The sequence below is a fragment of the Sanguibacter sp. Z1732 genome, from assembly GCF_051020515.1.
Lineage (GTDB): Bacteria > Actinomycetota > Actinomycetes > Actinomycetales > Beutenbergiaceae > CALKWS01.
Genome location: NZ_CP194857.1, coordinates 1,955,627 through 1,979,572, shown reverse-complemented (window position 1 = coordinate 1,979,572; position 23,946 = coordinate 1,955,627). Strand labels below are relative to the sequence as shown.

Annotated in this window: 18 protein-coding genes and 8 pseudogenes; 6 read left to right on the top strand and 20 right to left on the bottom strand. The window is 70.9% G+C overall.

What is annotated here, in order from left to right:
- Positions 1–23: 23 nt before the first annotated feature.
- From ACRRRO_RS10555 to lysS, 5 genes and pseudogenes are all read right to left on the bottom strand, one after another.
- A pseudogene (locus ACRRRO_RS10555) lies at positions 24–647 on the bottom strand (IS1634 family transposase); the annotation flags it as partial.
- A 72-nt stretch (positions 648–719) separates the two neighbouring features.
- Entirely contained in the window at positions 720–959 is a 240-nt protein-coding gene (locus ACRRRO_RS10550; protein WP_424795187.1) for a hypothetical protein, read from the bottom strand.
- 64 nt (positions 960–1,023) lie between these two features.
- Positions 1,024–1,344, bottom strand: coding sequence for a histone-like nucleoid-structuring protein Lsr2 (locus ACRRRO_RS10545; protein ID WP_424786699.1), 321 nt, complete (start codon positions 1,342–1,344; stop codon positions 1,024–1,026).
- A gap of 100 nt (positions 1,345–1,444) precedes the next feature.
- Positions 1,445–1,636, bottom strand: a complete 192-nt coding sequence (locus tag ACRRRO_RS10540; RefSeq protein ID WP_424786700.1) for a hypothetical protein — start codon at positions 1,634–1,636, stop codon at positions 1,445–1,447.
- A complete protein-coding gene (gene lysS, locus ACRRRO_RS10535; protein ID WP_424795772.1) occupies positions 1,633–3,090 on the bottom strand; it encodes a lysine--tRNA ligase in 1,458 nt (485 codons plus the stop codon). Before lysS ends, ACRRRO_RS10540 begins: the two co-directional genes overlap by 4 nt.
- Positions 3,091–3,437: 347 nt before the next feature.
- Between lysS and ACRRRO_RS10530 the strand changes: the two are divergent.
- Together ACRRRO_RS10530 and ACRRRO_RS10525 are read left to right on the top strand one after the other, a co-directional pair.
- Positions 3,438–4,378, top strand: a pseudogene (locus ACRRRO_RS10530) (beta-galactosidase); the annotation flags it as partial.
- Positions 4,379–4,483: 105 nt separating this feature from the next.
- A complete protein-coding gene (locus ACRRRO_RS10525; RefSeq protein WP_434081580.1) occupies positions 4,484–5,419 on the top strand; it encodes a hypothetical protein in 936 nt (311 codons plus the stop codon).
- A 63-nt stretch (positions 5,420–5,482) separates the two neighbouring features.
- Here ACRRRO_RS10525 and panC read toward each other — a convergent pair.
- From panC to folE, 9 genes and pseudogenes are all read right to left on the bottom strand, one after another.
- Positions 5,483–6,277, bottom strand: a pseudogene (panC, locus tag ACRRRO_RS10520) (pantoate--beta-alanine ligase); the annotation flags it as partial.
- A 120-nt stretch (positions 6,278–6,397) separates the two neighbouring features.
- A pseudogene (locus ACRRRO_RS10515) lies at positions 6,398–7,315 on the bottom strand (Rossmann-like and DUF2520 domain-containing protein); the annotation flags it as partial.
- Complete coding sequence (locus ACRRRO_RS10510) at positions 7,312–8,994, bottom strand: PH domain-containing protein (RefSeq protein WP_424786702.1); 1,683 nt, start codon at positions 8,992–8,994, stop codon at positions 7,312–7,314. The pseudogene ACRRRO_RS10515 and the gene ACRRRO_RS10510, both read right to left, overlap by 4 nt.
- Before the next feature lie 571 nt (positions 8,995–9,565).
- The gene (locus ACRRRO_RS10505; RefSeq protein WP_424786703.1) at positions 9,566–10,060 is read right to left on the bottom strand and encodes a PH domain-containing protein; all 495 of its coding nucleotides are present in this window, start codon (positions 10,058–10,060) and stop codon (positions 9,566–9,568) included.
- A 26-nt stretch (positions 10,061–10,086) separates the two neighbouring features.
- Positions 10,087–10,572 (bottom strand): DUF3180 domain-containing protein, encoded by a 486-nt coding sequence (locus ACRRRO_RS10500; RefSeq protein WP_424786704.1) that lies wholly within the window; start codon positions 10,570–10,572, stop codon positions 10,087–10,089.
- Between the two features lie 8 nt (positions 10,573–10,580).
- Positions 10,581–11,459 carry a hypothetical protein gene (locus tag ACRRRO_RS10495; RefSeq protein WP_434081503.1) on the bottom strand — a complete coding sequence of 293 codons (879 nt, stop codon included), beginning with the start codon at positions 11,457–11,459 and terminating at the stop codon, positions 10,581–10,583.
- Between the two features lie 16 nt (positions 11,460–11,475).
- Entirely contained in the window at positions 11,476–12,672 is a 1,197-nt protein-coding gene (folK, locus tag ACRRRO_RS10490) for a 2-amino-4-hydroxy-6-hydroxymethyldihydropteridine diphosphokinase (protein ID WP_434081502.1), read from the bottom strand.
- Positions 12,673–12,701: 29 nt separating this feature from the next.
- Positions 12,702–13,546: pseudogene (folP, locus tag ACRRRO_RS10485) on the bottom strand (dihydropteroate synthase).
- Positions 13,547–13,702: 156 nt separating this feature from the next.
- Positions 13,703–14,404, bottom strand: coding sequence for a GTP cyclohydrolase I FolE (gene folE / locus ACRRRO_RS10480; RefSeq protein WP_424795190.1), 702 nt, complete (start codon positions 14,402–14,404; stop codon positions 13,703–13,705).
- Positions 14,405–14,646: 242 nt separating this feature from the next.
- Here folE and ACRRRO_RS10475 point away from each other — a divergent pair, with 242 nt between their 5' ends.
- The 4 genes and pseudogenes from ACRRRO_RS10475 to ACRRRO_RS10460 all read left to right on the top strand — a co-directional run bounded on the left by ACRRRO_RS10475 (position 14,647) and on the right by ACRRRO_RS10460 (position 18,777).
- Positions 14,647–15,378 (top strand): sugar phosphate isomerase/epimerase family protein, encoded by a 732-nt coding sequence (locus ACRRRO_RS10475; protein WP_424795191.1) that lies wholly within the window; start codon positions 14,647–14,649, stop codon positions 15,376–15,378.
- Positions 15,379–15,410: 32 nt separating this feature from the next.
- Positions 15,411–16,534 (top strand): annotated as a pseudogene (locus tag ACRRRO_RS10470) (Gfo/Idh/MocA family protein).
- Positions 16,531–17,730 carry a Gfo/Idh/MocA family protein gene (locus tag ACRRRO_RS10465; RefSeq protein WP_424786710.1) on the top strand — a complete coding sequence of 400 codons (1,200 nt, stop codon included), beginning with the start codon at positions 16,531–16,533 and terminating at the stop codon, positions 17,728–17,730. The pseudogene ACRRRO_RS10470 and the gene ACRRRO_RS10465 overlap by 4 nt, the downstream one beginning before the upstream one ends.
- Positions 17,731–17,773: 43 nt before the next feature.
- Positions 17,774–18,777, top strand: a pseudogene (locus ACRRRO_RS10460) (sugar phosphate isomerase/epimerase family protein).
- 41 nt (positions 18,778–18,818) lie between these two features.
- Here ACRRRO_RS10460 and ftsH read toward each other — a convergent pair.
- The 6 genes and pseudogenes from ftsH to ACRRRO_RS10430 all read right to left on the bottom strand — a co-directional run.
- On the bottom strand, positions 18,819–20,858 hold the full coding sequence (gene ftsH, locus ACRRRO_RS10455) for an ATP-dependent zinc metalloprotease FtsH (RefSeq protein ID WP_424786712.1): 2,040 nt from the start codon (positions 20,856–20,858) through the stop codon (positions 18,819–18,821).
- Positions 20,859–21,048: 190 nt separating this feature from the next.
- The gene (gene hpt, locus ACRRRO_RS10450; protein WP_424795774.1) at positions 21,049–21,588 is read right to left on the bottom strand and encodes a hypoxanthine phosphoribosyltransferase; all 540 of its coding nucleotides are present in this window, start codon (positions 21,586–21,588) and stop codon (positions 21,049–21,051) included.
- The gene (locus tag ACRRRO_RS10445; RefSeq protein ID WP_434081501.1) at positions 21,581–22,597 is read right to left on the bottom strand and encodes a tRNA lysidine(34) synthetase; all 1,017 of its coding nucleotides are present in this window, start codon (positions 22,595–22,597) and stop codon (positions 21,581–21,583) included. The genes hpt and ACRRRO_RS10445 overlap by 8 nt, the downstream gene beginning before the upstream one ends.
- On the bottom strand, positions 22,594–22,788 hold the full coding sequence (locus tag ACRRRO_RS10440) for a hypothetical protein (protein ID WP_434081500.1): 195 nt from the start codon (positions 22,786–22,788) through the stop codon (positions 22,594–22,596). Before ACRRRO_RS10440 ends, ACRRRO_RS10445 begins: the two co-directional genes overlap by 4 nt.
- A gap of 11 nt (positions 22,789–22,799) precedes the next feature.
- Positions 22,800–23,600, bottom strand: coding sequence for a zinc-dependent metalloprotease (locus ACRRRO_RS10435; RefSeq protein ID WP_434081499.1), 801 nt, complete (start codon positions 23,598–23,600; stop codon positions 22,800–22,802).
- A gap of 46 nt (positions 23,601–23,646) precedes the next feature.
- Positions 23,647–23,898: pseudogene (locus tag ACRRRO_RS10430) on the bottom strand (zinc-dependent metalloprotease); the annotation flags it as partial.
- Positions 23,899–23,946: the final 48 nt, after the last annotated feature.

Sequence of the window (23,946 nt, the reverse complement as noted above, 5' to 3'; positions counted from 1 at the left end):
TTGTTATGCCGACATCGGCATAACAACGTGGTCACGTCGTACAAGCACAGCGAGACATCACCACTGTGCGCGGCGTGGGTGAAGCACAGTTCGGCGACGTTGTCGCGGTAGGCCCCCGGGCCCTCGCCGGCTGCCGCCCGAGTCAGGGTGCGGCGCATTGTCTTCTCACTCGCCGGCCTCACGCCCAAGTCGCTCAGCACACGGCCGGTGTCCAGGATCGAGGTCGGCTCCACGATCCGGGCGATCACCAGATCTCGAAACACCGCGTCACCGATCGTGTCGAACCCCAGCTCGGTGAACACCGCGCTCAGCGCGTCATACAGCACCCGCGAGGAAGTCCCCACCACCCGCGGCGCAGGAACCGGCCCGCGTTCACGTGCTGCCGAGCCTGCCTCGTCGAAGAGCGCCGCCGCCCGCGGCTGGCCGATCAGCGTCGCCCTGGGCGCGGCCGGCTCCAGGCCGAGGTCGAACTCGCCCTGCCCTGGGTCCTCCAACAGCTCCCGCGCCCGCTCAACGAGCAGCCCGAGCTCGGCCTCGGTATGCGCCGACCCGATATGGGCCACGATCCGCCGCCGGCCATCGACGTACTCAGCGATCTGCACGGCCGTCGCTCCCGAAGCCGTCCGTACCCGCCGAATCCACGCCACACGCCCCACGGTAGAGCACCAATTAGTGCCACAGATCGGCGTCCCGCGGACCCATCGGCGCAGGTCAGCGAGTTACACCGTCACAGATCGCGACGCCGTGACCGAACTCAGGTCCTGCTCCGAGACGGCGTAGAGGCGGTCCGCGGACGGGTGCAGGGTGAGGTAGGTGGCACGGGACGCAGCGATCGTGCGCACCACATCGACGCCATCCCAATCCCCCGCCGGGCCGGGTCGCTGGATCCGCCAGATGCCCTCAGGGTCGGGACCCTCGTTGGCGTCCGTGCCTACCCAGATTTGCCGGTAAACAGTCATGGCACCCACGTTAACGTGAATGCCATGGCTGGTGGGCGCTACCCGCCCGGTGTCGGTGCGGGGTTCAGTGGGCCCGCTCGTACGCTTCCTTCACCTCGGCCGGAACGCGGCCACGGTCGGAGACCTCGAATCCGTTCTCCCGGGCCCAGTCCCGGATCTTGGAGGCATCACTGCTGCGGGACGACCCGGAACGACCGGTCTTCCGGCGCCCACCCGATCGACGGGCGTGACCGACCCAGGCGGCCAGATCATCCCGCAACCTGGCGGCGTTGGTTTCATTGAGGTCGATCTCGTACTGAACACCGTCCAGTCCGAAACTGATGGTTTCTGCTGCGTCGGTGCCGTCGATATCGTCGATCAGGAGGACTTTGACCTTCTGGGCCATGGGCTTTCCAATCTATTCTGGTACTGCACCGATACGAATTGAATGTGCCGGGCTCAAGCGTGACACTCCTGTGGTGCTGATGTCACAAGATACCAGTTCTCTAGGACTTGTCCTCACGCTCGATATCGATGGGGATTCGACTCACATGGTCATGACCCGCCTCATCGCCACGCTCGATTGCTTCACGCTCTCTTCGGTCGCTGCTGACGATGGCACGCAACACGACGATGAACAACACCGCCAATACGATCGAGGGAACGATCGCCGCCGAGACAAGCCACCAGTCGGTCATCGCGGCTTCACCAACGGAAATGTAATAGTTTCGCGCATACCGCGGCCGGTCAGGGCCATCAGGAGACGGTCGATTCCCATGCCCATTCCACCTGCGGGTGGCATTCCGTGTTCCATCGCCTCCAGGAACTCCTCATCCAGGGGCATCGCCTCGAAATCGCCGCGCGCTGCCAGTTCTGCCTGCGCTTCCAGCCGCTCCCGCTGGATCACCGGGTCGACCAGTTCCGAGTAGGCGGTGGCCAGTTCCACCCCGCGCACGTACAGGTCCCACTTCTCCACCACACCTGGGATCTCCCGGTGCGCACGGGTCAGCGGCGAGGTGTCCACTGGGAAATCCCGCACGAACGTGGGCGCGTAAAGGTCATCGCCGACGAAATGCTCCCAGAGTTCCTCTGCAGCCTTACCGGGAGTGATGTGGCTCTCGTCCAGTTCCAGCCCGGCAGCACCGGCGATCCTCAATAACTCCGCCAATGGGGTTTGCGGGGTGATTTCCACTCCGGCTGCGGCAGCCAACGATGGATACAACTCAATGCTGTCCCATTCCCCACCGAGTTCGTACTCGGTACCGTCGGCCAGAGTGACCAGCGTGCTATCGAAGGTTTCCTTCGCGGCCCGTTGCACCAGCCGCCGGGTAAGGTCCGCCATCGTGTTGTAGTCGCCGTAGGACTCATAGGCCTCCAGCATCGAGAATTCCGGGGAGTGGGAAGAATCGGCCCCTTCATTGCGGAAGTTGCGATTGATCTCGAAGACTTTCTCGATTCCACCCACCACGGCGCGCTTGAGGAACAGTTCCGGGGCGATTCGCAGGTACAGATCGATATCGAACGCATTCATATGCGTCATGAAGGGTCGTGCGGTTGCTCCACCGTGCTGGGTCTGCAGCATCGGGGTCTCGATCTCCAGGTAGCCACGCTGGTGGAACTCATCGCGCAGCGAGCGCACCACCCGGGCGCGCTGTCGCACCATGTCCCGGGCTGCCGGGCGGGTGATCAGATCCACGTACCGCCGGCGTACCCGGGCCTCCTCGGAGGAGTCCTTGTGCAGGGTGGGCAGCGGGCGCAACGCCTTGCTGGCGATCTGGTAGGAGTCGGCGAAAACGGAGAGCTCGCCTCGCCGGGAGGCGATCACCCGGCCGCTGGCGAACAGGTGGTCCCCCAGATCCACCCGTGCCTTGAACTCCTCCAGGGCCGCCTTGCCGACCGCTCCCTCGGAGAGCATCACCTGCAGTCGCCGGCCCTGCCCGTCCTGCAGTTGGGCGAAGCAGAGCCGGCCGGTGTTGCGCAGGTACATCACGCGACCGGCAACGCCCACCTCGTCGTCGGTCTCCTCCCCGGCCTCCAGGTGCTCGTAGGCGGCGCGGATCCGGGCGATGGTGGTGGTGACCGGCAAGGTCACCGGGTAGGGCTCGACGCCGTCGGCCAGCAGTTGCTCCCGCTTGGCCCGACGCACCTGCATCTGTTCGGGCAGGTCGGCCTCACCGGCAGCCGCACCGGTGGTCTGGTCGGGGGTGGCCGAATCGCGGGCCCGGACAGGACTGACGCTCTCATTCACACCGTCGATCCTAGTCGCTGCGGGGCCGGATCACCCCCGGCCGGGTAGCAGAGGCAGGGCTGGTACGGGGGCACAGTCGGCACGCTCCCGGACACAGGCGCGCGGCCAGCGGCGCGAGGCGCGCACGCCCCGGGCATAGGCAGGGCCACTCCCGGGGGCCGGGCAGCGGCATGGCCGCCCTGGCGGGAAGGACGCCGGGCACCGGCCGGTAGGCTCGCCGGATATCGTCTCAGTCGCGTCCAGGGAGGACCATGCTCAGCGAGATCCGTGCCGACGGCGGAGGTCATCTGACCCGGGACGGCGCACCGCACCAGATCATCTCCGGCGCCCTGCACTACGCACGAGTGCCGGCTGCCCTGTGGGCGGATCGATTGGCCCGGATCGCGGCGATGGGCTGCAACACGGTGGAGACTACGTGCCGTGGAACTTCCACCAGCCCCGCGCCGGTGCTGAGGCGGACTTCTCCGGCAACCGGGACCTGGGCCGCTTCCTGGATCTCGCCGCGGACGCCGATCTCGGCATCCTGGTACGCCCCGGGCCCTACATCTGCGCCGAGTGGGACATGGGCGGGCTGCCGTCCTGGCTGCTCACCGACGCGGCCACCCGGGCCAATCTGCGCACCGCGCACCCGGGGTTCCTGGCCGCGGTGGATGCCTGGTTCGACGCGCTGATACCGGTGGTGGCCACCCGGCAGGTCTCCCGTGGCGGCCGGGTGGTCGGGGTGCAGGTGGAGAACGAGTACGGCAGTTACGGCAACGACGGGACCTACCTGCAGCACCTGCGCGACGGACTCGCCCGTCGCGGCATCGACGTGCTGCTGTTCACCTCCGATGGCCCCAGCGCCCTGCACCTGGCCGGCGGCACGCTGGCGGACTGTTGGCCGACGGTCAACTTCGGGTCGCGGCAGGCACAGGCCTTCGCCGCCCTACAGCAGTTCCGGCCCGGTAGCGCGAACATGTGCATGGAGTTCTGGAACGGCTGGTTCGACCACTGGGGCGCGCCCCACCACGTGCGCGACGCCGCTCACGCTGCGGCCGAGTTGCGCGCGATGCTCACCGCCGGGGCCTCGGTGAACTTCTACATGGCCCACGGCGGCACCTCCTTCGGGGTGTGGGCCGGAGCGAACTCCTACCCCGATGAGAACGGGCCGGACTACTCCCCCACGATCACCAGCTACGACTACGACGCCCCGATCGCTGAGGACGGCTCCCTCACCGAGAAGTTCGCCGCCTTCCGGGACGTCATCACCGCGCACACCGGTATCGCACCGCCACCGGCGCCACCGACGATTCCGGTCATGGTGCCCCCACCGGCGGCCGTCTCCCAGCGCCTTCCGCTGGAGGGGGTACTGGATGCCCAACCCCTGACGCACCGCGCCACGCCGGCATCGATGGAGGAACTGGGACTGCACCACGGGGTGGTGCGGTACCGCACCACCGCGGCATGGCCGAACTCGGCCGAGTACCTGCACGTGCCCGAGCTCGCGGACCTGGCCGCGGTGTCGATCGACGGCGAGCACGTGGCCCGGCTGCGCCGGGCGGGCCTGGCCGCCCCCGACCCGGCCTACCAGACCGCACCCTTCGCCCTGGCTGCCGCCCCGGCGGAGGGCGACTCGCCCGGGATCGAGAGCGGGGCCGGCTCTGCGACCGGAACCGGTGCTGTGGCCGGAGCCGGTTCCCAGAGCGGTACCGGGTCCGCGGCGGAATCCGAGCCGGCCGCCCACACAGCGCCCCGGCAGCGGAGCCTGGAGGTGCTCGTGCATTCCCTGGGCCGGGTGAACTTCGGACGATTCCTACCCGACGCCAAGGGTCTGGGGCCGGTCCTGGTGGACTTCCAGCACCTGTTCGGCTGGGACCACAGTGCCCTGGACCTGACCGAACTGCCCGACCTGGACTGGACCGATGCGTCCGCCGACGGTTCATCCGCCACCGCCTCAAGCCCCGCGACAGAAGCGCAGCCGGCGTTCCACCGCGTGCCGGTCGAGGTGGACACCCCGGGCTGCGACGCCCATCTGGACATGTCCGGCTGGGGCCATGGCTACGTGTTCCTCAACGGGTTCAACCTGGGTCGGTACTGGAGCGCGGCCGGGCCGCAGCAGTCCCTGTACGCCCCGGCACCGTTGTGGCGCGAAGGCACTAATGAGGTGGTGGTCCTGGAGTTCACCAGAGCCGGAACTCATCTGCCCTTCGCCGACTCGATGATCCTGGGCGAGGTCCTCGAGACGGCGAGCTGACCTCCGCCCCGGTCCCATCAGCCTCGGATGGGCCCGCGGGCGCTCCGGCCCGAGCCGTGTGGTTCAGGACCGCGGCCGCAGGACGATCTCGGTGTTGTCGATCAACCGGGTACGGCCCACCCTGGCCGCGACCACCAGCAGTGCGGCCCCGGCTCCCCTCCGGTGCGGACGCATCGTGACCGGGTCCACCAGTTCCAGGTAGTCCAGGTCCACCACGTCCGGGGCCGCCTCCGCCAGCACCTGCTCAGCGGCGCTGAGCACCTCGCCGGCCGGAGCGCCCTGCTCGGCGGCACGGTGCGCGGCCCGCAGGGCGCCGGACAGGCGGAGCGCCTCGGCCCGCTCGGCCGGGCTGAGGTTGACGTTGCGGCTGGACAACGCCAGCCCGTCGTTCTCGCGCACGGTGTCGCCGGCCACCACCTGCACGTCCAGGTCCAGGTCGCGGACCATCTGGCGCACCAGGGCCAGTTGCTGGGCGTCCTTGCGCCCGAACACCGTGACGTCGGCGCGGGTCAGCGACATCAGTTTGTGCACCACGGTGAGCATGCCGTCGAAGTGCCCGGGTCGGGAGGCGCCCTCGAGCCGCTCGCCCATCTCTCCGGCCTGCACCCGCACCTGCGGCACGCCGCCGGGATACATCTCCTCCACGGCCGGAGCGAACACCAGGTCCACCCCGCCCAGCTCGCGCAGTCGCTCCAGGTCCGCGTCCAGGGTGCTCGGGTACGTCGCCAGATCCTCGGCTCGGTCGAACTGCAGCGGGTTGATGAAGATGGTGACGATGACGTGATCGGCCAGATCACGTGCGGTGCGGATCAGGGACAGGTGTCCGGCGTGCAGGGCACCCATGGTGAACACCGCCGCCCGGCGCACATCCGGTCCCAGGGCGTCCAGGTGGGTGCGCAGGTCCGTCACCGAGTGCACCAGCAGCGGACCGGACGACGACGCAGCCGCCCGGGCCGTCGTCGTCTGCCCCGGGGCGGGCTCACCCGGGCCTGCCACACTCGGGCTGGTGCCGGCCAGGACGTCCATGAGGGCCTGGGCCTGGTCGGTGCGGATCCGGCCGGCCGCAAGAGCGCGTTGGGTGGTCGCGCGGGCCAGGGTGCGGTAGGTGGGCAGCACGTCGGCCGAGGTGCCCTCGGCATCCAGGCGGGCCAGGGTCTCCAGGTGCTCAGCGACGGTGCCGCCATCACCACGCGCCACCGGGCCGGTCAGGGCGCCGTCCCCGGCCCGCAGCGCGCCATCCAGGGCCGCGGAGAGCAGGGGACGCAGCATCGCTCCGCCGTCCTCGATCCCGGCTGCTCCGAGCACCCGGATGGCTTGCGCGGTCAGGGTGACCAGATGGTTCGCCCCGTGCGCCAGCGCCGCGTGGTACAAGGCACGGGAGGTCTCGGGCAGCGCCACCGGTTCACCGCCCATCTCCACCACCAGAGCCTGCGCGATCGGCAGTACCGGCCCGGGGGCGGTCACCGCGAACGGGGCGCCCACCAGGCGGCTCAGGTCCATGGAGGTGCCGGTGAAGGTCATCGCCGGGTGGATTGCCAGCGGGATCGCGCCGCGCTGCATCGCCGGGGCCAGCACGTCTGTGCCGTAGCGCCCGGCGGTGTGCACGAGGAGTTGACCGGGCACGAACCGCTCCAGGGTGGCCAGGCCGGAGACCAGGTCGGCGAGCACATCATCGGGCACCGTCAGCAGCACCAGTTCGCTGCGCTCGACCACCTCCTCCACGCCCAGCACGGGCACGCCCGGCAGCATCGCCTCGGCCCGGTCGCGGCTGGCGGTGGAGGAGGCGCTCAGCCCCACCACGGCGTGCCCGGCCGCCCGGAGCGCGCTGCCCAGGACTGCCCCCACTCGACCGGCGCCGACGACTCCGACGCCGAGCCGGCCCGGCCGATCGTTCACGCCGGGTGGTCCCCACGTGCGTCGGGTCGGGTGGGAGCCAGCCCGGGTGGAGTCTGCTGCGAGGGTGGCTGTCCCATTGCCGGGGGGATCGGCCCCGGTGGCCCCGGCGGCGCCGAGGGTGGCGGGGCTGCCGCCCTCGGTTGGGCTGCCGTCCACGGCTGGGCCGGCGCCGGCGGCGGGGGCTGGGCTCCGGCCGGCTCATCGTGCGGCACCGAGGGTGGGCGGGGCCTGCTGGGCAGCACGCCGGCGTACGCCCCCCGGTTCACCTCCGCCGGAGCCGGTGCCGGTGCCTGTGCCGCAGCAGTTCCCGGCGTACTCATCCACCGCTCGGGCCCGGCCTCGCGGCGCGCGCGGCGGGACCGCTCGGCCTGGTTGACCAGAAGTTCCCGGGCCACCTGCAGGTCCAGATGGTGGACCTGGGGGGTGACCGGCCCCGGGGTGGAGTGCACCACGAAGGTGGCCAGGCCCATCTTCCGCTCGATCGGCCCCTGGGTCAGGCCGATGGACTGCGTGCGTTCATGTGGCACCACGCTGAGGTAGCGCCACCAACGGCCGGTCCGCATCAGGATCGCGGTCCCGGTGACGCGGAAGCCGGTTCGGCGCCAGGTCAGTGGATCCACCCACCGGGCACGCCGCGGACTGGTGGTGAACCCCTCGACGTCACCGATCCCGTCCATTCCGGCGTGCAGAACGGGCAGGGGACGCTCATCGCCCAGGTCGGGCAGCACCAGGGAGAGCATGTAGGCGACCTCGGCACGGGTGGCCGCCGGGTACAGCACGGTGCCGGTCACTTCCTCCGCGCCGTAGCCGGCGATGTTGACCTGCATCCGCCACCAGTCCTTGATCCGCCACAGCGGGGGCTGGGAGATCCGCACCGCCTGCACCCGGCCCGGCGGCACCGTGCGGGACTTGGTCTCCAGCAGCCCGTGCCGCAGCCGGATCCCGTCGGGTGACACCGCTGCCCGGAAGTTGAACTCCCCGGCGAAGCGGCCCCAGAAGTAGGTCGCCGCACCCAGCATCGGGGCCAGTGCACCGAGGACGATGCTGGCGTTGCCCACGGCGATGGAGGCGGCCACCAGGCCGAGGATCGCGAGCACGATCAGAGCGATCGAGAAACTGAGGGCCAACGAGCCGATCAGGCGCCCCGGGGTGATCTCGGCGATCTCCCGCTCCGGTGCCGCAGGGGCGACCGGTGACCCGTGCGCGCCCGCGGAACCGGTGGCATCGGCACTGCCGGAGCTGCCCAGTTTCACGCCGGCGGAGCGTGCCAGGAGTTCGTTGCGCAGATTCTGCGCATCGGGTTCGCTCAGGAACGCGATCATCAGGTTGGAACCGGCACCACCGGCTGATTCGACCTTGACCGAGGCGAACCCGAAGAGGCGGGCCAGCAGCGGCTGGGTGACCTCCACGGCCTGGACCCGGTCCAGGCGCACGTGCCGCTGCTGACGGAAGAGTACGCCCTTGTGCAGGAAGAGACTCTCCCTGCTCACCCCGTACTGGGTGCGGCGCCAGGCCAGGTACCCCAGACCCAAGCCGAGCACGAAACCGACCACCAGCAGGGCCACCAGGGCGCCGAGGATCGCCGCCGCCGCGAAGCGTTCACGAAGGTCGGACATGAACTCCTGGGAGTTGTACACGGCGATCGCGAAGATCACCACACCGACCTTCCACGCGTTCAACAGTGGGGTGATGCGGTGCAACCGGCGCCATTCGGCATCGGTGCCGTCGGCCTGGGCCCGCCCGGCGTCGGGGGGCGGGGCGACCGGCTGACCGGGTAGGCGGATCCGGTGCCGGGTCCCTCCCCGGCACGCTGTTCCGTTGCCGCCGGTCCCGGGTCGGCGGGCCCGGGCTGAGCGGGTTGGCCGGGGTAGGAAGCCTGGGGTCCGGTCGGTCCCGGGTCGGCAGGTCCGGGCTGAGCAGGTTCGCCGGGGAAGGAAGCCTGCGGTCCGGCCAGGCCCGGTGGAGGGCCGTACCGGCCAGGCGCCGGCGGTACTGCCGGTGGCGCGGGGGGCGGTGACTTCGGACCGGCCTGCGAGGGGGGCGCACCCGGGGGCACCGGCGAAGGTGGACCATAGGGTGCCTGCGGCGACGCACCCTGGGGGCCCCGGGGCGGCGGCTGACCCTGCGGCACCTGGGGCCCATACGGGCCGTCCGCAGCCTGGCCGGCCGGCTGATCGTCCTCGGAACTGTGTCGCCGGCGCGGCGGTGGCGCGAACGGGTTGTGCCCGCCCGGAGGGGGAGGCGAGGTGCTCACAGGCCGGCCAACCTCGCCTCACCGCGAGCGCTGAGCTGGTCACGCAAGCGCCCGGCCTCATCCTGCGGCAGCCCGGGGATCGAGGCGTCGGTGCCCGCGGAGGCGGTGTGCAACTGGACCTGGGCGATCTTCATCCGCCGTGCGATCGGGCCGGCGCTGACGTCCACGTACTGCATCCGGCCGTAGGGCACCATCGTCAGGGTCTTGAACATCACGCCCTTGCGGATCAACAGGTCCTCCTCCTGCTCGGCGTACCCGATCGCCTTGACCTGGCGGGGAATGAGCCAGAGCACCCACACGGTGAGCAGAGCCAGGACTGCCGGGACCAGCCACATCCAGCCGCCGACGTACCAGGCGGGCCCGACCGAAGCCACGGTCGGCAGGCCCAGGAACACCGCGGCGCTGATCATGCGCACCGGGATCAGGCGGGGTGAGACCCGGTGCCACTCCACGCCGGCGACGTCGAACGCCGGGGTCGACTCAATGCTCATGGTGGCCATTGTGTCGGATCATCGCCTCAGGACAAATGTGGCTCCACCGGGCCCGGTGGTCTCGGCTCGTCGGGGTCATCGTCGGGCGGCACGCGGCAACACCACTCGGCGATCAGCCCGGCCGCGATCATGACGCCCGAGGCGATCATCGCGCTTCCCGCCAGCAAGGCCTGCGCGCGCGGCTCCGGGGCCTGCAGCCGCGGTAGCGCCAGAACCAGTTGGCCGGTGAAGTAGCCCAGGTGGGCGGCTCCGGTGATCGCCGCGGCCTGGCCCAACACCAATGTACGGACCGCGTCGGTCGGGTCCAGCGGCTCGCCCGCACGGACGTGCCGGCGGATCCGCAGGCCGAGCAGGAGCACCACGGCCGCCAGCACCAGCACCAGGAGCACCTGCAGCAGCACGACCGGGACGGGATTGTTCCCGCGCGAGGTCCACCACCGCAGAACCATCATGCTCAGGGCCGCCGCCACCACGAAGACGGTGACCAGGGTCTGCCATCGAAGGCGCTGCATCGATGTGGTCAGGACTCCTCGTCACGGCGCTGGACGGGCTGCCAGCGCGGCGCGAACGGCTTGGGGGTCTGCTCGGGGGAGGGCGTCTCGGTGCCGCGCGGGGGCCACGGTGCAGGTGTGTCCGCAGCCGCCGGTGCGGGCTCGGCGGGATCTGGCTCAGCAGGTTGCGTCTCGGCCTGCGCGGGCTCGGGCTCAGCCGGCTCGGGCTCTGGCTCGGCCGGCTCGGGCTCTGGCTCGGCCGGCTCGGGCTCGGGCTCAGCCGGCTCGGGCTCCGGCTCCGGTGCGGTCGCCGCAGGCTCTTGCGCGGGATCGGTCGCCTCGGGCTCGGACTCGGGCTCAGCCGGCTCGGGCTCTGGCTCGGGTTCGGCCGGCCCCGGCTCGGCTGATTCGGACGGGACGCGATCCGGCGTCGGGACCGAGGCCGGCTCGACCTCCTCCTGGCCGACATTGGGCGACGAGGACTGCTCGCCGGAAGCCTGCGCCCAAACCTGGGGCTCGGGGTCCGGCACTCCTGCGGGCTCCCCCTCGACGCCGGACTCACGTGCCGGCGAAACCTCACCCCCGGGCCGGGCGCCGCCGGACTCCGCGACCGACGCGACACCGGCTGGCTGGCCGGCATCGGGCTGCGCGGGATCAGCCGGGGCCGGATCGGCCGTCGGCGCCGGGTCGAGGTCGTCGGCCCCGTCAGGCGCCTCGTCCGGTTGCCCGGCCACGGAGACCTCGGAGCCATCGGGAGCCACCGGGAGCGCACCGGACTCGGCGGCAGCGGGAGCCTGCCACACCCCGGGCGCCTCCGGGGGCACCACCGAGGGCGCTGCCTGCTCGGCCTGCTGCCCGGGTTCGGACTCCTGCGGCGCCGGCGCGTCGTCGTCCTGTTGTGGAGGCACACTCGGCGGTGCCTCCTCACCCCGCGCGGGGACACCCTGCTCCGAGCCACCCTGCTCCGAGCCACCCACCTCGCGGCCCACCGGTGCGGGGGCGGCACTCTCCGAGATCACGAAGCTGGCCGAATCGGTGCCGCCCGGTACGTTCGAGCCAGTCCAGCGCGAGCCATCGCACCCCACCGCGGTCCGGAGCGGTTTCGGCCAGCATCGCCACCGGCCCGCCACCGAGGCCGGGAAGGAACGCATCGGCATCGGCCTGCGCCCAGGGCACCAGCACGAAGGCCCGCTCGTTCGCACGCGGGTGCGGCAATTGCAGGTGTTCGGCGGTGGAGGACACACCCTGATAATCGATAATGTCGATATCCACGGTGCGCTGACCCCAACGGTGGGTGCGGACGCGACCGTAACTGTCCTCCAGCGACTGAGCCAGTTCCAGCAGCCGGTTCGGTGACATGGTGGTCGTGGCCAGCACGACGGCGTTGAGGTAGTCCGGCTGGGCGACCGCATCGGCGGCGGTCACCGCGGCAGTACGTGCCAGCGGAGAGACCTCCTGCACCGTCAGGCCGGGTGCGCCGCGCAGATCGTCGACCACCCCCCGCAGCGTCGACCGTACATCGCCGACGTTGCCGCCCAGGCCCAGGACCACCGCGACCTCATCATCGGGTTCGCGGTCCAGCGCGTCGCTGCCGTCCTCCTCCGCCTCGGCCGGGGAGGGAGCCGGCACTCCCTCGTTGGGCGTGTACGGAGACGCCTCGAGCACCGGACCCGGCACCGCCGCGGCCCCGCTCGCGGCCGCGGATTCGGCACGGCTCGGTGCCGAACCGCCGGCACGGTCCGCCGCGCGGCTGATCCGCACCTGCACATCGGAGAACAACAGGCCCAGGGGCGCATCGGGCTTGTGCACGGTGACGTCCACCGCCAGCACCCGCGCGTGCGCCAGCACCGCATCGGCGATCCGGGCGGCCAGGGTCTCCAGCAGGTTCACCGGTTCGCCCTCGATGAGAGCGACCACCTCGGTTGCCACCGCGGCGTAGTCCACGGTCGCACCGAGGTCGTCACCTGCCGCAGCGTCTGAGGTATCGACGTGGATGTCCAGGTCCACCAGGAAGGTCTGGCCGTCCCGGCGCTCCTCCGGCAGGACCCCGTGCCGGCCCACTCCACCTAGTCCGACCAGCCGGATCACATCCGCCTCGGGTCGGTGCGCGTTCGCTGTCATAGCCGCCATTGTGGCCCGTCCTGTTCCGATTATCCCTGCGCGACATCCGGTGTCAGCGCCAGGGCCTGCTGGTCCAGACCCCGGGTCGCGGTCCGGAACTCCTGTGCCACGCGGACCGCATCGACCGAGATCGGCACGTCGTGCACCCGGACCGCCCAGGCGCCGGACCGGGCCACCAGGGCAGATATCGCCGCGCTGGCACGGTCCCGGAAGGTGGGCAGGGACTCGGCGCCGTGCCGGGCCAGCAACTCCCCGATGAAGCGTTTGCGCGAAGCCCCCACCAGCACCGGGAATCCGAGGTCCTGCAAGCGGTGCAGGTTCGCCAGCAGGATCCAGTTCGCCTCGGCGTCCTTGGCAAAACCCAAGCCGGGGTCGATGATGATCCGCTCCTCGGACACCCCGGCATCGACCACCGCCTGGACTGGGCGGACAGTTCCGCCCGCACGTCCTCGACCACGTCGTCGTACTTCGTCAAGGAGGCCATCACGTCGGAGTGTCCGCGCCAGTGGGACAGGATGAACCGGGCGTCGCTCTCAGCGGCGACCGCGGCCATGTCCGGATCGGCGCGGCCCCCGGAGACGTCATTGATGATGCCGGCGCCCGCCTGCACGGCGACGCTGGCAACCTGTGCGCGCATCGTGTCCACACTGAGCACCGGAGCGTGCCCGAGCAGTCCCTCGATCACCGGGAGCACCCGGTCCAGTTCCTCTTGCACACCCACCCGGGAGGCTCCCGGGCGGGTGGACTCCCCACCGATGTCCAGGATGTCGGCGCCCTGGGCCAGCAGGTGGCGACCATGGGCGATCGCCACGTCACGTTCGAACCACTGGCCTCCGTCACTGAAGGAGTCAGGGGTGACGTTGACGATGCCCATCACCTGCGTGCGTGTGCTCACGACTCCAGGGTATGACGCCGGGCGCACTGTCGGCGCAGGATGGTGCGGCGGGATCTTCGACGGGAACAGTCGCCGGCTCGGCCTGTGGACCAGACCCGGTCCCGGTTCGTCAGGCGCAGTGCGGGTTGATCAGGCTCAGTGCCGGTTGATCAGGCTCATCGCCTCGGCCCGGGTGGGACCCTGGCGCATCATGCCCCGCACCGCGGAGGTGACGGTCCGCGAACCGGGCTTGCGCACTCCACGCATCGACATGCACAGGTGCTCGGCCTCGACCACCACGATCACCCCGCGGGCACCCAGCAGGTGCACCAACGCGTCGGCGACCTCGGTGGTCAGTCGCTCCTGCACCTGGGGGCGTTTGGCATAGACATCGACCAGACGGGCCAGTTTGCTCAACCCCGTGACCCGGCCGTGGGCGTCCGGGATGTAGCCCACGTGCGCCACCCCGTGGAAGGGCAGCAGGTGGTGCTCGCACATGGAGTACACCTCGATGTCGCGCACCAGCACCATCTCCTGGTGCTCGATGTCGAAGAAGGTCTGCACCACCTCGGCAGGGTCCTGGTGCAGACCCGAGAAGGACTCGGCCAGGGAACGGGCCACCCGCTCGGGCGTCTCCCGCAGGCCCTCGCGGTCGGGGTCCTCCCCGACGGCGAGGAGCAGGTCCCGCACGGCCCGAGCCACCCCGGCGGCGTCGTAGGGCCGCACTCTCCGGCGGTCCCCGACCACCCGCCCGGCTTCCGCGCCCCGCGGGCGGTCGCCGTCGCCGTCGGCCCTGCCCGGGTGGGGGCTCCGCCCGGGCGCAGGGTCCTGCGCGGGCGCGGCGTCGTGGTCTGCCATGGCAGGCACCTCCTGTGCGGGAACCGGCGGTGAGGGAGTCCTCGCGCCAGCCTATTGCGGCGGCACCGCCACCTTAGTGCGCGCCGGCCGCCACCTTACGGCGCGCTTGCCGCCACCGGGCGCAGTGCGCGATCCGAACCGGCCGGATGCACCATCGCGTGCCTACTTTTGCTTGTTGGTAGACATACATAAGTGCCCATAGGGTGGTTGCGACCCTCCGCATCGACCTAGGAGCACTCCCCGTGTCCCACTCCCTCCAGCTCTACACCCTGCGCAACCACCTCGACGAAGACCTGGACGGCACCCTGAAGCGGGTGGCCGAGTTCGGGTACACCCAGGTGGAGCCGTACCGGATCGTGCCCGAGACCGAGGCACTGGGAGCAGCGCTGCGTACGCACGGGCTCAGCGCCCCCACCACGCACGCGCCGCTGCTCGGGGAGAACCAGGCCGGGATCTTCGCCGCCGCCACACAACTGGGCATCGGCACCGTGATTCTGCCGGCCACTCCGGAGTCGGAGTGGACCAGCGCCGCAGGCGTGGAGGCGATCGCCGCCGCCCTGAACCAGGCCGCGAGTGCCGCCGCCGAGCACGGTCTGAAGATCGGCTACCACAACCACTGGTGGGAGTTCGCGCAGATCGATGGCCGCACCGCGATCGAGTACTTCGCCGACCGACTCGACCCGGAGGTGGTCCTGGAGATCGACACCTACTGGGCCGCAGTTGCCGGGGTGGACCCGGTAGCCCTGATCGGCACCCTGGGACCGCGGGTGCAGTACCTGCACCTGAAGGACGGCCCGATCACCAGTGACGCCGCCGATCAGATGGCGCTGGGCGAGGGCTCGATGCCGGTACCGGACATTCTGGCGGCGGCCGAGCACCTGAAACTGGGCGTGGTGGAACTCGATGACCACCGCGGCGACATGTTCACCGCCGTGGAGCAGTCCCTGCGCTACCTGGAAGGGATCGCCAAGTGAGCGCTGCGACAGCCGGAGCAGCCGGGGCGGCACTGTCCGCGCAGGGTTCGGGACCGGTGGGGGTCGGGGTGATCGGGGCCGGGGTGATCTCCGGCGCCTACCTGCGGACCATGACCTCCTTCCCCGACCTGCAGGTGCACGCGATCGCCGACCAGAACGCCCGAGCCGCTGCGGACAGGGCCGAGGAGTACGCGATCCCCACCCACGGCGACGTCGAGGCGGTCCTGAACCACCCCGAGGTGGAGATCGTGGTGAACCTGACCACCCCGGCTGCGCACGTGGCGGTGGGCCAGGCCGCAATCGCCGCCGGCAAGCACGTGTGGAACGAGAAGCCGCTCGCCCTGGACGTGGACGCCGGGAAGTCACTGCTGGACCAGGCCGCCGCGGCCGGACTCCGGGTGGGCTGCGCACCCGACACCGTCCTGGGCACCGGCCTGCAGACCGCGCGCCGGATCATCGAGCGTGGCGACATCGGCACCCCGCTCACGGCGCTGGCGTTGATGCAGAACCCCGGCCCGGACCTGTGGCACCCCAACCCGGCGTTCCTGTTCGGGGAGGGCGCCGGCCCCTTGTTCGACATCGGGCCCTACTATCTGACCACCCTGATCCAGATCTTCGGCTCGGTGGCCACCGTGGCGGCACTGGCCTCCACCGCGCGCACCGAGCGCGTCATCGGGTCCGGCCCCAATGCCGGGCAGACCTTCGAGGTCACCGCCGACACACCCATACCGGCGCGCTCATCGGATTCGCCTCCGGCGCCAGCGCCCAGGCGGTGTTCAGTTTCGACTCCCCGGCCCCGCGCACCGGGTTCGTCGAGATCGCCGGCAGCGAGGCCACCATCGCGCTACCGGACCCGAACCAGTTCGACGGGCAGATCCGGCTGTGGCGCACCGGCTCCGATGAGTGGGAGGCCATCGACTCCACCGGCCCCGCGCACGGACGGGGCCTGGGCGTGCTGGAGATGGCCCGGGCGATCCGCAGCGGCACCGGCCATCGGGCCAGCGGCGATCTGGCCCTGCACGTGCTGGAGGTGATGGCGTCGATCACCTCCTCGGCCCGCACCACCTCGTTCGTCTCGATAGGCTCCCGGGCACCGGACGTGCCGGTCCTGGACGACGGCTTCGATCCGGCCCGACCGACCCTGGGGGCAGCATGAGCGACGCAGCCACGGGCACCGGCAGCCCAGGCAGCACCGGCAGCCCAGGCACCGGGCCCCTGGGCGTGGCCTGCATCGGCTACGCGTTCATGGGCAAGGCCCACTCGGCCGCCTGGCGAGAGGTGAGCGCCCACTTCGACGTCCCGGCGACCTCGCGCCAGGTGCTGGTGGGACGCGATGCCGGCCAGGTGGCCGAGGCCGCCGCCACCTACGGGTGGGCCGAGTCCGCCACCGACTGGCGTGACGTGATCGCCCGGGATGACATCGACATCGTCGACATCTGCACACCGGGGGAGACGCACGCCGAGATCGCCCTGGCCGCCCTGGCCGCGGGCAAGCACGTCATGGTGGAAAAGCCCCTGGCCAACACCCTCACCGAGGCCGAGGCGATGGCCGCGGCCGCGACCGAGGCCACCGGGCGCGGGGCGTTCTCCATGGTCGGGTTCAACTACCGCCGGGTGCCGGCGCTGGCGCATGCCCGGAACCTGATCGCGCAGGGCGTCATCGGACAGGTCCGCCAGATCCGCGGGGCCTACCTGCAGGACTGGCTGGCCGACGCTCAGGCACCGATGACCTGGCGACTGCGGGCCGAGACCGCCGGATCGGGCGCCCTCGGCGACATCGCCAGCCACACCGTGGACCTGGTCGGCTTCCTGACCGGTTCCACCGCCACCGACGTGTCGGCCCGGCTGCAGACGTTCGTACCGCAGCGCCCGGGGCCCGCCGGGCCCGAGGACGTGACGGTCGACGACGGCGCCTGGCTGACCCTGGGCCTGTCCGGTGGGGCCGTGGCCGAGCGGGCGGTAGCCGGCGTGGAGGTCTCCCGGGTGGCGCTGGGCCGCAAGAACGCCCTCACCCTGGAGATCTACGGCACCGAGGGTGCGATCTGTTTCGACCTGGAGCGGTTGAACGAATTGCAGGTGCTGCGCGGCACCGACGCCGCCTCGCACGGGTTCGCCCGCGTCCTGATCACCGAGGAGGACCACCCCTACCTGTCCGCGTGGTGGCCACCGGGGCACGTGATCGGGTGGCAGCACACCTTCGTGCACCAGGTGCGCGACTTCCTCTCCGCACTGGACTCGGGGACCCCGCCCACGCCGTCGTTCGCCGACGGCCTGGCCACCCAACGGGTGTTGGCCGCCGCCCAGGAGTCCGCCCGGAACGCCTCGGCCACCATCACACTGGGGTCGGCCTGACCCGTCGATCCTGACCTGTCCCACCACCCACGAAGGAGTCACCATGGCACGCCCGTTCACCCTGTTCACCGGCCAGTGGGCCGACCTGACCCTGGAGGAGGTGGCCGAACTCGCCGCCGGGTGGGGCTATGACGGCCTGGAGATCGCGGTGTCCGGGGAGCACCTGGATGCCTGGCGCTGGGACGACGACGACTACATCGCCGATCGGTTGGGCATCCTGGAGCGGCACGGGCTGAGACTGTGGACGATCTCGAACCACCTCAAGGGTCAGGCGGTGTGTGATGACCCGATCGACTTCCGGCACCAGGCCATCGTGGGTGCCAGGGTGTGGGGCGATGGGGACCCCGAGGGGGTGCGCCAGCGCGCGGCCGAGGAGATGAAGCACACCGCCCGCCTGGCTCGGCGGCTGGGAGTGGACACCGTGGTGGGCTTCACCGGATCCTCGATCTGGCAGTACGTGGCGATGTTCCCCCCGGTACCGGCCGAGAAGATCGAGGCGGGCTACGCCGACTTCGCCGAGCGATGGAACCCGATCCTGGACGTCTTCGACTCCGAGGGCGTGCGGTTCGCCCACGAGGTGCACCCCAGCGAGATCGCCTATGACTACCACTCCACGGTGAAGACCCTGGAGGCGATCGGGCACCGGGAGGCGTTCGGGCTGAACTGGGACCCCTCGCACATGATGTGGCAGGGCATCGACGTCGTCGACTTCATCTACGACTTCGCTGATCGCATCTACCACGTGGACTGCAAGGACACCAAGATGCGGATGGGCAACGGCCGGGCCGGGATCCTGTCCTCGCACCTGCCCTGGGGCGATGGGCGGCGCGGCTGGGACTTCGTCTCCGCCGGGCGGGGAGACGTGCCCGTGGGGAGCAGGCGTTCCGGGCGCTGACCGCGATCGGATACGACGGGCCGATCTCGGTGGAGTGGGAGGACGCGGGGATGGACCGGCTGGTGGGTGCCCCGGAGTCACTGGCAGCGCTGAAGAAGTTCGACTTCGAACCGTCCACCCAGTCCTTCGACGCCGCCTTCAGCCAGGACTGACCGGGCCGCGCCACCCGCCACGCGCCACCCCGACAGCGGGGCTACTGCCCGGGGGCCGGTGGCTCCGGGTCCGGTGCGGGCGCGGTGCCGGTGGGCGGGTTCGCCGTCTCGCCCCCGGCGGCGGCGGCCTGGTCCTGGGGCAGTTCCTGGCCCTCGCCTCCGGCGATCTCCCGGGAGGAGCGCACCGGCGGTTTGTCGCTGATGGTGCGCTGCTGACTGGACAGCCACACCGGGCGCGGGTCGCGCTTGGTCACGGCGGCGAAGATCTCCGCGAGTTCCTGCTGGTTCAGGGTCTCCCGCTCCAGCAGTTCCAGCGCGAGTTCGTCGAGCACGTGGCGGTACCCGGTCAGGATCTCCCAGGCCTCGTCATGGGCAGACTCGATCAGCCGGCGCACCTCGGCGTCGACCCGGCCGGCCACGTCCTCGGAGTACTCCCGCTCGTGGCCCATGTCCCGGCCGAGGAACACCTCGCCGGAGGCCGAGCCCAGTTTGATCGCCCCGACCCGTTCGCTCATCCCGAACTCCTTGACCATCCGCCGTGCGGTGGCGGTGGCCTTCTCGATGTCGTTGGAGGCGCCGGTGGTGGGGTCGTGGAAGACGATCTCCTCGGCCACCCTCCCACCCATGGCGTAGGCGAGTTGGTCGAGCAGTTCGTTGCGGGTGGTGGAGTACTTGTCCTCGGCGGGCATCACCATCGTGTACCCCAGGGCCCGCCCGCGCGGCAGGATGGTCACCTTGGTGACCGGGTCGGTGTAACGCAGCGCCGCTGCCACCAGCGCGTGTCCGCCCTCGTGGTAGGCGGTGAGTTTGCGCTCCTGCTCGTTCATCACCCGGCTGTGCTTCTGCGGGCCGGCGATCACCCGGTCGATGGCCTCGTCCAGGGCCTTGTTGGTGATCGTGGTGCCGTGGGTGCGGGCGGTCAGCAACGCGGCCTCGTTCAACACGTTCGCCAGGTCGGCGCCGGTGAATCCGGGGGTGCGCTTGGCCACCATGTGCAGGTCCACGTCCGGGGCCATCGGCTTGCCCTGGGAATGCACCGCCAGGATCGCCTCGCGACCCTTGAGGTCCGGTGCTTCCACGGTGATCTGCCGGTCGAACCGGCCCGGGCGCAGCAGGGCCGGGTCCAGGATGTCGGGCCGGTTGGTCGCGGCGATCATGATGACGTTGGCGTTGGCGTCGAAGCCGTCCATCTCCACCAGCATCTGGTTCAGGGTCTGCTCGCGCTCGTCGTGCCCGCCACCAAGGCCGGCGCCGCGCTGGCGACCCACGGCGTCGATCTCGTCCACGAAGATGATCGCCGGAGCGTTCGCCTTGGCCTGCTCGAACAGGTCCCGCACCCGCGAGGCTCCCACGCCCACGAACATCTCCACGAAGTCCGAGCCGGAGATGGTGTAGAAGGGCACTTCGGCCTCACCGGCCACCGCCCGGGCCAACAGTGTCTTACCCGTCCCGGGCGGCCCGTACAGCAGCACGCCCTTGGGGATCTTGGCGCCCACCGCCTGGAACTTGGCCGGGTCGGCGAGGAAGTCCTTGATCTCCTCCATCTCCTCCACGGCCTCATCGGCTCCGGCCACGTCGGAGAACCGCACCTTCGGGGTCTCCTTGGTGACCTGCTTGGCCTTGGACTTGCCGAAGTTCATCATCCGCGACCCGCCGCCCTGCATGCGGGAGAGGATGAACCAGAACACCCCGATCAGCAGCGCGATGGTCAGGAACGTCATGAGGAACGTGGTCCACCACGGGGTCTGCGGCACCACCGAGTTGTACCCGCCCTCGGGCTCGGCGGCCACGATCGCCTCGATCACGGCCTCGCCCTGGGGCTCGGTGTAGTAGAACTCCAGGTCGGTGCCCTTGCTCTCCCCGTCCACCTCGTAGTCCTCGGACAGGACCAGGTTCACCCGCTGTTGCCCGTCGGTGATCTGCACCTGTTCCACGGTGTCGCCGGCGAGCAGCTCCAGGCCGGTGGAGGTGTCGATCTCCTCCACGCCCGGAGCGGAGAAGATGCGGATACTGAGCCAGAGCATGGACAGGGCGATGAGGATCCAGATGAATGGACCTCGGAAGAGTTTCTTGACGTTCATCTCCGGGGGGTGCGCCCCGTCCCTCCTGCTCGCAGTGTTCGCAGCATGACGCTATCCGACGCACCGGGGCGAAGCGGCGCGTGTTCGCCCATGGCGTCACAGCGGGGCCCCGATTGTGTCCGAGACCACACCGCGGTCGGAACCGGGTGCTCCGCTCGGTGGTCCGGACGCCAGCGACCGGTGGCGCGGCTCACGTGTCGTAGACGTGCGGGGCCAGGGTTCCCACGAAGGGCAGGTGCCGGTACCTCTCGGCGTAATCCAGGCCGTACCCGACCACGAACTCATCGGGCACGTCGAAGCCCACGTACCGCACGTCCACATCGACCTTGGACGCGGCCGGCTTGCGCAGCATCGCCGCCACCTCCACCGAGGCCGGCCCACGGGAGCGCAGGTTCGCCAGCATCCAGGACAGCGTGAGCCCGGAGTCGACGATGTCCTCGACCACCAGCACGTGCTTACCGTGCAGATCGGTGTCCAGGTCCTTCAGGATCCGCACCACCCCGGAGGACTTGGTGCCCGAGCCGTAGGAGGAGATGGCCATCCAGTCCATCCGGGCGTCGGCGTTCAGGCGCCGGGACAGGTCGGCCATCACCATCACGGCGCCCTTGAGCACCCCGACCAGCAACACCTCGCGGCCGGCGTAGTCGCGATCGATCTCGGCCGCCATCTCATCCAGACGGGTGTGCAACTGCTCCTCGGTGAGCAGGATCTTCTCCAGATCCTCACCCATCGTGCTGGCGTCCACGCGGTCCTCCTGATTCGTCGGCTCGGTCCGGCCGGGACCGCTCATGCCCATCGGTCCGCAGCGGTCCTGCTGGGCCCAACTCTAGGTTCCCACACCGGCGAACCGCACGGACGCCACCGGGTAGGTGGATCGGGCCCTGGCCGCGCCAGTGCGTCAGCAACGCATCCACGGCTTGCACATGCGCGGCGTTCAGCGATCCGGCGGGGCTGCCGGCTCGCACCGCGGCCGCGCGCAGCACCCGGGTGCGCAACGCCGTCGGGCCCTGCGCCAGCACGGCGACGGCGAGGACGACGACGCCCGCCCGGTCCGGACAGTGCCCGGCCTGCGTGGGGCTCACCCCGCCCGACCGGGCCGCCGAGCGGGGCGCGGACGTCGTGCTCACCTCGCCCGGTGCCTGCTCGGCCCGGGCACCGAGTTCCCGCGCGAGTTCATCGAGCAGGTCGGCATCGGCCCGGGCCAGGTCGGCGGTGCGGCCCAGGGCACCGATGACCTCCGGCCCGAGCACCCGGCTCAGGGCCGGCAGCACCTGCTCCCGCAGCGCCGCGCGTGGCAGCGGGGCGTCGTCGGCGGTGCGCCAGGGTCCCTCGGCGGTGTTGGCCGGATCGTGCCACGGCGTCAGGCCCGCCTCGGCACAGGCGGCCTCGGTCTGGGCCCGGCGCACCCCGAGCAGGGCTCGCAGGTACGGCCCGCGCACCGGGTCCATCCCGGCCAGGGAGCGGGTGCCCGAGCCGCGGGCCAGGGCCAGCAGCACCGTCTCGGCCTGGTCATCCAGGGTGTGGCCCAGCAAGATCGCCGCGGCGCCGGTGTCCCGGGCGGCGCGTTCCAGTGCCTCATAGCGCAGCGCGCGGGCGGTGGCCTCCGGACCCAGCCCGCCCGGGACGTCGGGCCGGGCGCGGTAGACCAGCGCCGGTTCCAGGCCCAGGCCGGCGCACGCCTCGATCGCGGTGGCACTGACCTGTGCCGAGCCGGGCTGCATGCCGTGGTCCACGCTCACCGCCCCGCGCGCAGACCGAGGCGCGGGGCCACGAAGGCGGTCGCTGCGGCCAGCGCGAGGGAGTCCGCGCCACCGGAGCAGGCCACCATGACCAGGTCCCTGGGCACCAGCGCCGATTCCTCCAGCCGCCGGCGCAGCAGTGTGCGCACCGCACCGCGGACCGCGGCGGTGCCCGGCGGCATGGTGGGCATCGCCGGTGGTCTCAGCCGTGCACCCGGGCCAGCCAGGCGTCCGGGTCGGAGATCTCCTCGGAGGCCGGCAGGTTCGCCGCGTCGGTCCACACCGCGTTCAACCCCTCGTGGCCAACCGTGTCCACCACGGCCCGCACGAACGCGGCACCGTTGCGGTACTGGGCGAGTTTGGCGTCCATCCCCATCAACCGGCGCAGGATCGCCTCGGCCCACCCCGGGGAGTTGCGGCGCTTGTCGAAGGCGGCCCGGATCCGGCTGACCGTGGGCACCACCTGGGGGCCCACGGCGTCCATCACCACGTCGGCATGGCCCTCCAGCAGCGACATCACCGCCACCGTGCGGCCCATCATCTCGTGCTCGGACTCGGTCATCACCGAACCCAGCAGCGCCCCGGCCGGTTCGGTGCTGTCGGAACCGATCGCCCGCGGCAATGCCGAGATGAAGTCGCGCAGCCGGTCGGCGGCACTCTCCTGAGCCAGCATCGAGCCCATCAACTCACGCATCAGGCCGGCCAGGTGCTCGGGCAGCCAGGGGGCGGCGGCGAACTGCAGGGCGTGGGTCTGCTCGTGCAGGGCCACCCACAGGTGGAAGTCGCCCGGATCCAGTCGCAGCTCCCGCTGCACGTGCAGCACGTTCGGAGCCACCAGCATCAGCCGCCCGCCGGACCCCGATCCGCGTCCGCCATGAGCGCCACCGGCGGCGCCGGCGAACGGGTCGTACTGGCCCAGCACCCGGCTCGCCAGCAGCGGGAGCACCACACCCAGTTCCTCTCCGGCCAGGCGCGCCGAGGCACGGTTGGGCGCCTCGGGCAAACAGCCCGTCGGTGAGGTGGGCGAACGTGGCGATATTCGCCCCGATCCAACGCCCCCGGTCCACCACGTACACCGGTTCCGCGGCGATCCGGGACGCCGGCTCGGTCAGGCCGGTGACCTCACCGACGAGTTCGGGTGCGCGCGCGCCGGCCGAGCGGAGCGACTCCACCAGCAGTGAGGCCTCGCCGCGCTCGGTGCGGGGGCCGGGGCGCACCAGGGCCCGGGCCCGGCGGGTGGCGGCCGACCAGTCCACGGACGAGACGGTCTCGGGCTGGGCGGTCGATGCAGGCGCGGTCATAACCCCAGCCTACGCTCGCCGGATGCCCCGGTACGCTCGGGACCACCG